Below are 7,446 nucleotides of genomic sequence, written 5' to 3'. Positions count from 1 at the left end.
TGAAAGCATCTAAGCGGGAAGCCTGCTTCGAGATGAGTATTCCCACCCACTTGATGGGGTAAGGCTCCCAGTAGACGACTGGGTTGATAGGCCGGATCTGGAAGCACAGTAATGTGTGGAGGTGACCGGTACTAATAGGCCGAGGGCTTGTCCTCAGTTGCTCGCGTCCACTGTGTTGGTTCTGAAACCACGAACGGCCCCGTATGGCCACATACGGTGCGGCTGAAACAGTTTCATAGTGTTTCGGTGGTCATAGCGTGAGGGAAACGCCCGGTTACATTCCGAACCCGGAAGCTAAGCCTCACAGCGCCGATGGTACTGCAGGGGGGACCCTGTGGGAGAGTAGGACACCGCCGAACAATCATTCCGGGAGACCCCCGCACCGTATGGTGCGGGGGTTTTCTGCGTTTAGGGTTCATTCCATGCGCTACGACCTGGTGATCTTCGACAACGATGGTGTCCTGGTGGACAGCGAACCCATCTCCAACCGGCTGCTGGCCTCCTATCTCACCGAGCTCGGGTACCCCACCAGCTACGAGGACTCCATCCGGGACTACATGGGATCGGCGATGCACCGGGTCCACGACCTGGTCGAGGCGCGGACGGGGGAGCGGCTGCCGGCCGAGTTCGACGACGTCTTCCACCGGAGGGTGTTCGCGGCCTTCGAACGGGAGCTGGAGGCCGTCGGCGGGGTCGTCGACGTACTGGAGAAGCTGGTTGCGGACGAGGTGCCGTACTGCGTGGCGTCTTCAGGGAGTCATGAGCGGATTCGGGTGGGGCATCGGACGACCGGGCTCGACCGGTGGTTCGACGAGGAGCGGATCTTCAGCTCGCAGGACGTGGGGAAGGGGAAGCCGGCGCCCGATCTGTTCCTGTACGCCGCCGAGCGGATGGGGGTGGCCCCGGGGCGGTGCGTGGTCGTGGAGGATTCCCCGCTCGGGGTCCAGGCGGCCGTGGCGGCCGGGATGGACGTGCTCGGGTTCACCGCGATGACGCCGGCCGCGAAGCTCGCCGGTGCCACGCAACTCTTCTCCGGCATGGGGGAGTTGACCGGGCTGCTGGCCTGACATTTGTCATGCCGAGTTGCTTACGTTCGTTTCTACTGGCGGACCCCTGCCTGCGGCGAAGCTGAGGGCATGACGAAGAAGACGAACGCCTTTGTGCCGCTCCTCCTGGACGTGGCGGTGCCGATCGGGTCGTACTACCTGTTCAAGAACGCGTTCGGGATGAGCACGTTCGCGGCGCTCGCCTGGAGCAGCGTCGGGCCCGCGGTCCGCACGGTGTGGAGCGTGGTCCAGGAGCGCAGGGTCAACGGGTTCGCCGGGCTGATCCTGCTGGTGAACGTCGTCGGGCTGCTGCTCAGCTTCGTCGCCGGCGACCCGCGGCTGATGCTCGCCAAGGACAGCGCGCTCAGCAGCACGGTCGGCATCGGGATCCTCGTGTCCGTGTGGCTGGGGAGGCCGATGATGACCGCGGGGCTCAAGCCGTTCCTGGTGAAGGGCAAGGCCGACCGTGAGGCCGCCTGGGAGCGGCTGCTGTCGGGCGGGTCGGAGCGCTCCGCGGCCTTCCTGCGGGCCGAGCGGGTCTACTCGGTGGTCTGGGGCGTCGTCCTGCTCGCGGAGTGCGTGGTGCGGGTCGTAGGGGCGTACACGGTGCCCGTGGACACGATGGTGTGGCTGGGGTCCGTGGTGATGGTGGTGGCGATCGGCACCGGGGTCGTGGTGAGCGGTGCGCTGGCGGCCGGGCCGATGGCGGGGATGCTCGGTGCGGAGGCCGGTGAGCGTGAGGTCGCGGGGCAGCAGGTGCCGGTTCTGGTCGGCGTGAAGTAAAGCTGAGGGAAATTCATCTTTGGCTGGATCTACCCACGAGTACGCCGGGGCCCTACGCTCGCCGCCATGACAGAAGTGCTGCGGCGCGGTAGGGCCTCTCTGGCGTTCAGTTTCTTTGCGCAGGGGGCCGCGTTCGCTCTGCTCGTGACCCGGATTCCGGCGATCCAGGACCGGTACGGTGTCTCGGACGGGCTGCTGCCGGTCTTCCTCGCCGCGGTGCCCGTGCTGGCCGGGGTCGGGAGCGTGACGACCGAGCAGCTGGTGAAGCGGATACCCGCCAGCCTGCTGCTGCGCTGGTCCCAGCCGGTGGTGCTGCTGGCGCTGGTCGGGGTGGGGTCGGGGGACGCGATGGCCGTCCTGGCGCTCTCGCTGGCCGTGTTCGGGCTCGCGGTGGGGGCGCTCGACGCGTCGATGAACATGCTGGGGGTGAGTCTCCAGCGGGCGTACGGGCGCAGCATCATGCTGAGCTTCCATGCGGCGTACAGCCTCGGCGGGATCGTGGGGGCCTCGCTCGCGTGGGTGGGGGCGCACTGGCACCTCGCGCTGTGGCTGTCGTATCTGCCGGTGGTGGTGGTGCTGATGCCGGCGGCGTTGGTGGCCAGTCGGTGGTACGTCGACGGGGGCGCCGGGGGCGTCGCGGACGGGGTCGGGGGCGTCGCGGAGGAGACGGGGCGGGACGGTGGGGGCCTCGTCTTCAAGCTGCTGCTGCCGCTGTGTCTGGTGATGTCCTTCGCGTACATCGGGGACTCGACCGTCTCCAACTGGAGTGCGAAGTATCTGCAGGACGTGCTGGGGAGCTCCGAGCAGCTCGCGACCGTGCCGTACAACGTGTACATGGTGACCACGCTGGTCGGGCGGACCATCGGGGACTTCGGGGTACGGCGGTTCGGGGCGGCGGCCGTGGTGCGGCTGGGGGCGCTGGTGGCGGCGGCCGGGTTCGCGGTGGTGGCGGTGGCGCCGGGGGCCTGGGTGGGGATGGGCGGGTTCACGCTGGTGGGGCTGGGGCTGTGTGTGCTGGTGCCGCAGACCTTCGCGGCGGCGGGGCGGTTGTTCCCCGGGGCGTCGGACGCGGCCATCGCCCGGCTGAACGTCTTCAACTACGTCGGGTTCCTGGTGGGGTCGCCGTTGGTTGGGGCGCTGGGGGACGCGTGGAGCTACCGGGGGGCGATGGTGGTGCCGATGGTGTTGGTGCTGGTGACGTTGGTGTACGCCAGGTCGTTCGTCGCTCAACCGGACCGATACGGTGGCGGGCATGAGCGGCCGCGCACAGCTGATGTGGGACGAGGCAGTAACGGGCTATGACTTCGGTCCGGAACATCCGATGGATCCGGTACGGCTGGAGCTGACCCGGAAGCTGGTGGGTGCCCTCGGGCTCGACCGGGAGCTGGCGGTCGTAGGGGCGAAGCCGGCCGGTGATTCGACGCTGCGGCTGGTGCACCGGGAGGACTACGTCGAGGCCGTGAAAGCGGCTTCGGCGGATCCCGGGGCCGCCGACCAGGGGTACGGGCTGGGGACGGTGGACGATCCGGCGTTCCTCGGGATGCACGAGGTGTCGTCGGTCATCGCCGGGTTGTCGGTAGGGGCGGCGGAGGCGGTGTGGCGGGGGGACGCGCTGCACGCGGTGAACTTCGCGGGTGGGCTGCATCATGCGATGCCTGGTGGTGCGTCGGGGTTCTGCATCTACAACGACGCGTCGCTGGCCATTGCGCGGTTGCTGGAGTTGGGGGCCGAGCGGGTCGCCTATGTCGATGTGGACGTGCATCACGGGGACGGGGTGCAGGCCGCGTTCTGGGAGGATCCGCGGGTGCTGACGATCTCGTTGCACGAGCATCCTCGGACGTTGTTCCCGCAGACCGGGTGGCCGGAGGAGATCGGGGCGGGGGCCGGGGAGGGGTCGGCGGTGAACGTGGCGCTGCCGGCGGGGACCGGGGACGCGGGGTGGTTGCGGGCGTTCCATGCGGTGGTGCCGGAGCTGATCGCTGACTTCCGGCCGGATGTGCTGGTGACGCAGCATGGGGCCGATACGCATTTCGAGGATCCGCTGGCCCATTTGGCGGTGTCGCTGGATGCGCAGCGGGCCGTGCAGGTGGCTTGTCATGAGTTGGCCCATGCGTACGCCGGGGGGAAGTGGGTCGCGTTGGGTGGGGGTGGTTACGCCGTGGTGGAGGTGGTGCCGCGGTCGTGGGCGCATCTGGTGGGGATCGTGGCGGGGAGGGAGGTGGCGCCGGAGACGGTGATTCCGGAGAGTTGGCGGGCGGAGGTGTTTGCTCGGACTCGGCAGTTGGCGCCGGTGCGGATGAGTGATGGGCGGTGGCCGGTGTCGTGGGGGGCGTGGGAGGCGGGGTACGACCCTGCGGATCGGTTGGATCAGGCGGTGCTGGCTGCGCGGCGGGCGGTTTTTCCGTTGCGGGGGTTGTTGGCGTAGGGGTCTGGCCCACCCGCCCGCCCGACTCGGTGGGTGGGGAAGTGGCCCTCCTCCGGGGCTCCGCCCCGGACCCCGGCGGGGACTGCGTCCCCTGCACCCCTGCGGGCCTGCCCACCCACCCACCCGCCCGCCCGACTCGGTGGGTGGGAGGTCACCCTCTCCGGGGCTCCGCCCCGGCTCCCCCGGCGGGGACTGCGTCCCCTGCACCCCTCGCGGGGCTCCGCCCCGGCTCCCGGCGGGGACTGCGTCCCCTGCACCCCTGCTGGGCTTCGCCCCTGCACCCCTGCTGGGCTCCGTCACCTGCACCCCTGCACCCCTGCACCCCCGCACCCCTCGCAAGGCTTCGCCCCTGGACCCCAAACCCCACCCCCCTTACGCCAACCGTGCTCACTTCCCCCCGTTCAGCGCCCGGGGAATTCGGCTTGCGGGAGTATCGGGAGGGTGTTCAGGGATGTGGGTGGGATGCGGGGTTATCTCTTGGGGGTGGGGCTCGCGGGGGTGGTGGGGACCGCTCGGGAGGTGAGTCTGCGGAGGTATCGGGGGTTCGCCGCTCGGGATCCCCGGGTGTTGATCGGGGTGTGTCCCGAAGGGGACTGGGGGGTGCGGGAGTTGGTTGCGTTGATGGCGGAGAAGTGTGGGGTTTCGGACGATCCGCTGTGTGTTTCAGGGCAGGATGTGATTGATCCCGAACGGACCGTCGCCGCGCTGGACGCCTTCGGGGAGCGGGTGGGGGCGGTTGCCCAGCGTGGTGGGAGCGTGCTGCTCGGGACCGGGCATCCGGACCGGCTGCTGGAGTTCTACGCCGGACTTGCGGACGCTTTGTCGGCGGTGGGATGTGTTGTCCTCACCCCCGCGCAGGGTCACTGTGTCGACATAACGACCCGGTTCGGTCTACGTACCTGCAATCTTGACTACGTCAGAGGGGTCGGGGTCGTGCGGGAGTGCAGTGGTGAACGCGCCGGTTGTGCGACCCCCGTGCACAGCCATTCCCCGCTGCCGGTTCGGGTGGCGCTCGAGGCGGCCGCCGCGGCGGGCGAGGGCCTGCCCGATCTTGTGATCGGGGACCATGGCTGGGTCTGCGGTGCAGGTCAGCTGGGGGTCGAGGCCATCGGGCTGGCCGATACGGATGACCCGGCGCTCTTCGTGGGGGAGGCGGAGGGGGTCGTATCCGTCGTCGTTCCACTTGATGACGGTGTCCGGTCCGATTACTACCTGCCGCTGACCCGCTACGTACTCAATCGAGCGTGTCTGTCACAGTAGGCCTGCGATGGGTGCACCTCTTCCCCACTCGCATCACCCGCCCCTACATTGGGGAGTGAGCACGCAACGACGAAGAGTCACCGGAAGGGGAAGCCGGTGGCCGTCGAGTGCGGAAGGTTCAGGTGTGTCATGGCTGCAGCAGGCGAAAGGCCTCTGAACGAGGTTCAGTTCCTTACCGTGGCGGAAGTCGCCTCGGTGATGCGAGTGTCCAAGATGACCGTGTACCGGCTGGTGCACAGTGGTCATCTGCCCGCGATCCGGGTGGGGCGGTCCTTCCGCGTCCCCGAGCAAGCGGTCCACGAGTACCTCCGCGAGAGTTATGTGGGGGTGGAAACCGCCTGACGGAACCCCTCCGGAGCCCTCGATTACGACCTCGGCGCTCGGGCGGGTAGGCTGTCCCCTCGTAGGTCGTATGGGCCCATGGCGCCCAAACACCGAGTGATGAGAAGTGAGCGAGGGTAGTCGTGGGCTCTGTTATCAAGAAGCGGCGCAAGCGGATGGCCAAGAAGAAGCACCGCAAGCTGCTCAAGCGCACGCGCGTTCAGCGTCGTAACAAGAAGTAAGGCCCGTCCTTCACTTCTTCGCGACGCGCGAGCCGCGGAAGCGTGGTGTGGCCCCCAGCCGGTTCTGCCGGCGGGGGCCACACGCATGTCCGGGTGGCGTGCGGTGGGCTGAATGGCGTGCGTATGGCTGGACGGGCGCCGATTCACGCCGTCACTTCGTGCATCGGTCGGTCATCGCAGCGCAACATCGACCCGATAGGTTGGCCCGCACACGGGGAACGCGGCAGGGTACGAGCAGTGCATCAGTGCGGACGAGAGGAAGGCGCTGGTCTTGGGGAAGGTCGTGCTCGTGACCGGAGTGGCCCGCCAGCTGGGGGGCCGGTTCGTCCGACGGATTCAGCGTGACCCGGATGTCGACCGGGTCGTCGGGGTGGACGCCGTGCGGCCCGAGCATCATCTGGGCGGTGCCGAGTTCGTCCAGGCCGACATCCGGCAGCCCACCATCGCGCGCGTGCTGGCCGAGAGCGGCGCCGACACCGTCGTCCATCTCGATGTGACGGCGACCGCGCTGGGCAGCGGCAGCCGGACGACGGTCAAGGAGACCAACGTCATCGGGACCATGCAGCTGCTCGGCGCCTGCCAGAAGTCGCCCACGGTGAAGCGGCTGGTGGTCAAGTCCAGTACCAATGTGTACGGGTCCGCGCCCCGGGATCCGGCGGTCTTCACCGAGACGACCTCCGCCAAGTCCCTGCCCAGCGGAGGGTTCGCCAAGGACACCGTCGAGGTCGAGGGGTATGTGCGCGGGTTCGCGCGGCGGCGGCCCGATGTGGCCGTGTGCGTGCTGCGGTTCGCGAACATCCTGGGGCCGGCCGCCGAGACCCCGCTCGCCTCGTACTTCGCGCTGCCCGTGCTGCCGACGGTGTTCGGCTACGACCCTCGGCTGCAGTTCGTGCACGAGGACGATGTGATCGAGGTGCTGCGGATCGCCTCGCACGAGCCGGCCCGCGGCACGCTCAACAGCGGGACCTTCAACATCGCCGGGGACGGCGTGCTGCTGCTGTCGCAGTGCTCGCGGCGGCTCGGGCGGCCCACCGTGCCGCTGCTGCTGCCGGCCGTCACCTGGGCGGGGTCGCTGGTGCGGACACTGGGGATGACGGACTTCTCGCCCGAGCAGATCCGGCTGCTGACCCATGGGCGGGTCGTGTCGACCACGCAGATGCGCGAGACGCTGGGGTTCGCTCCGCGGTACACGACGGCGGAGACGTTCGCGGACTTCGCGCGCAGTCAGGGGCCCGGGCTGCTGCCGCCCGAGGCCGTCGCGCGGGCCGTCGACCGGGTCGGTACGCTGCCGCCGCTCGCCCGCAGCGGCTCCGGCGGTGGCTCCGGCCCCGCCGTGGCCCACCCCCCGACGCCGAGCGCGAACTGAGGA

The 7,446-nt window shown here is 69.0% G+C and carries 8 protein-coding genes and 2 rRNA genes; all 10 read left to right on the top strand.

What is annotated here, in order from left to right:
• Positions 1-155, top strand: a 23S ribosomal RNA gene (locus ABZ490_RS22105); the annotation flags it as partial.
• Between the two features lie 87 nt (positions 156-242).
• A 5S ribosomal RNA gene (gene rrf / locus ABZ490_RS22100) occupies positions 243-359 on the top strand.
• Between the two features lie 63 nt (positions 360-422).
• Complete coding sequence (locus ABZ490_RS22095) at positions 423-1,067, top strand: HAD family hydrolase (protein WP_358992509.1); 645 nt, start codon at positions 423-425, stop codon at positions 1,065-1,067.
• Positions 1,068-1,136: 69 nt separating this feature from the next.
• Complete coding sequence (locus ABZ490_RS22090) at positions 1,137-1,829, top strand: VC0807 family protein (protein WP_358992507.1); 693 nt, start codon at positions 1,137-1,139, stop codon at positions 1,827-1,829.
• 66 nt (positions 1,830-1,895) lie between these two features.
• A complete protein-coding gene (locus tag ABZ490_RS22085; RefSeq protein WP_358992505.1) occupies positions 1,896-3,131 on the top strand; it encodes an MFS transporter in 1,236 nt (411 codons plus the stop codon).
• Positions 3,082-4,254 (top strand): acetoin utilization protein AcuC, encoded by a 1,173-nt coding sequence (locus ABZ490_RS22080; RefSeq protein ID WP_358992503.1) that lies wholly within the window; start codon positions 3,082-3,084, stop codon positions 4,252-4,254. The genes ABZ490_RS22085 and ABZ490_RS22080 overlap by 50 nt, the downstream gene beginning before the upstream one ends.
• 462 nt (positions 4,255-4,716) lie before the next feature.
• A complete protein-coding gene (locus ABZ490_RS22075; protein ID WP_358992501.1) occupies positions 4,717-5,514 on the top strand; it encodes a phosphatase in 798 nt (265 codons plus the stop codon).
• A 129-nt stretch (positions 5,515-5,643) separates the two neighbouring features.
• Positions 5,644-5,856, top strand: coding sequence for a helix-turn-helix domain-containing protein (locus ABZ490_RS22070; RefSeq protein WP_004984898.1), 213 nt, complete (start codon positions 5,644-5,646; stop codon positions 5,854-5,856).
• Between the two features lie 122 nt (positions 5,857-5,978).
• Entirely contained in the window at positions 5,979-6,077 is a 99-nt protein-coding gene (locus ABZ490_RS22065) for an AURKAIP1/COX24 domain-containing protein (protein ID WP_003948845.1), read from the top strand.
• Positions 6,078-6,348: 271 nt separating this feature from the next.
• The gene (locus ABZ490_RS22060; protein WP_358992499.1) at positions 6,349-7,443 is read left to right on the top strand and encodes an NAD-dependent epimerase/dehydratase family protein; all 1,095 of its coding nucleotides are present in this window, start codon (positions 6,349-6,351) and stop codon (positions 7,441-7,443) included.
• Positions 7,444-7,446 lie beyond the last annotated feature (3 nt).

Source organism: Streptomyces sp. NPDC005811 (assembly GCF_040630405.1).
Taxonomy (GTDB): domain Bacteria; phylum Actinomycetota; class Actinomycetes; order Streptomycetales; family Streptomycetaceae; genus Streptomyces.
Note: the sequence above shows the minus strand (reverse complement) of the source record. Positions and strands in the feature narration are given on the sequence as shown.

Bases quoted from the DNA above. Each gene is read 5' to 3' on its own strand.
- ABZ490_RS22075 (WP_358992501.1), top strand. From the start codon at position 4,717: ATGCGGGGTTATCTCTTGGGGGTGGGGCTCGCGGGGGTGGTGGGGACC.
- ABZ490_RS22080 (WP_358992503.1), top strand. From the start codon at position 3,082: ATGAGCGGCCGCGCACAGCTGATGTGGGACGAGGCAGTAACGGGCTAT.
- ABZ490_RS22070 (WP_004984898.1), top strand. From the start codon at position 5,644: ATGGCTGCAGCAGGCGAAAGGCCTCTGAACGAGGTTCAGTTCCTTACC.
- ABZ490_RS22085 (WP_358992505.1), top strand. From the start codon at position 1,896: ATGACAGAAGTGCTGCGGCGCGGTAGGGCCTCTCTGGCGTTCAGTTTC.
- ABZ490_RS22095 (WP_358992509.1), top strand. From the start codon at position 423: ATGCGCTACGACCTGGTGATCTTCGACAACGATGGTGTCCTGGTGGAC.
- ABZ490_RS22090 (WP_358992507.1), top strand. From the start codon at position 1,137: ATGACGAAGAAGACGAACGCCTTTGTGCCGCTCCTCCTGGACGTGGCG.